Source organism: Aquaspirillum soli (genome assembly GCF_054781915.1).
Genome location: NZ_BAAGTM010000036.1, coordinates 1 through 893, shown reverse-complemented (window position 1 = coordinate 893; position 893 = coordinate 1). Strand labels below are relative to the sequence as shown.

The window sequence follows — 893 nt, the reverse complement described above, 5'->3', positions numbered from 1 at the left end:
TTAAAGAATTGGGTCGATCTGTTTGAACACTGGCAGGAGCAACACATCATGGCACAGCTGACACACACACCGGTAATGACTGTTTTGCAATCCCTAGAGCAAATGAGCCAAACCAAGGAAGAACGATTACGGGCATTGGCACGCGAACGGGCGGTGTGGGATTACAACACAGAGATTCAAGTGGCAGAAGAACGTGGTGAGCAGCGAGGGTTGGAAAAAGGCATAGAAAAAGGCATGAAAAAGGGCATGGAAAAAGGCCGCGAAGAAGGCATGAAAATATTCCTCCGCAGTATGATCGAAACAAAATTTGGTCAGCCGTTGCCAGATTGGGTGTTATCGCGGTTACGGGCAGCGACGCCGGAGCAGTTGCAGCAATGGGGAGTGTCGTTAACGCAGGCGCAGCGGTTAGAGGATATTTTCGAGGTTTGACCCGTTTCGTAGTGTGGATAAGCATAGCGCATCCACCAAATCTAGTAGCATATCCGCCAAATCTGGTAATTGGGTTGCCGGTTGTTTGGCAACCCAACACCAACCTGAACTACAATTAGCTGTCCTCCTAAGCCCCACCCCAATCATGCTGCCGCTGCTCGACCCGAAGAACGATTACATTTTCAAACGTCTCTTTGCCCAATCACCCGAATTGCTGTCTGATTTGATCAACAGCATCCGCTACGATCAACCACCGATTACCATTACGGATATTCTCAATCCCAATATCTCCGGTGAAGATCTCCACGCCAAAGAAATCGTGTTAGATGTCTTAGCCAAAGATGGGTTTGGGGTGCAATACAATATTGAAATTCAGGTGCGGAAACAGACGTATTGGGGAGAGCGAAGTTTGTATTACAGTTCGCGTCTTATCAGCGAACAGTTAGAAAGCGGTCAATCCTATC

2 protein-coding genes are annotated in these 893 nt (G+C 48.2%); both read left to right on the top strand.

Translation table 11 applies throughout. The annotated features are described in order from the left end of the window. The coding region (locus ACYVJG_RS12900; protein WP_460431412.1) for a hypothetical protein at positions 1-429 on the top strand (429 nt) is incomplete at its 5' end. 145 nt (positions 430-574) lie between these two features. Beyond that, positions 575-893 (top strand): Rpn family recombination-promoting nuclease/putative transposase (locus tag ACYVJG_RS12895; RefSeq protein WP_460431411.1); only part of this gene is annotated, 319 nt, incomplete at its 3' end.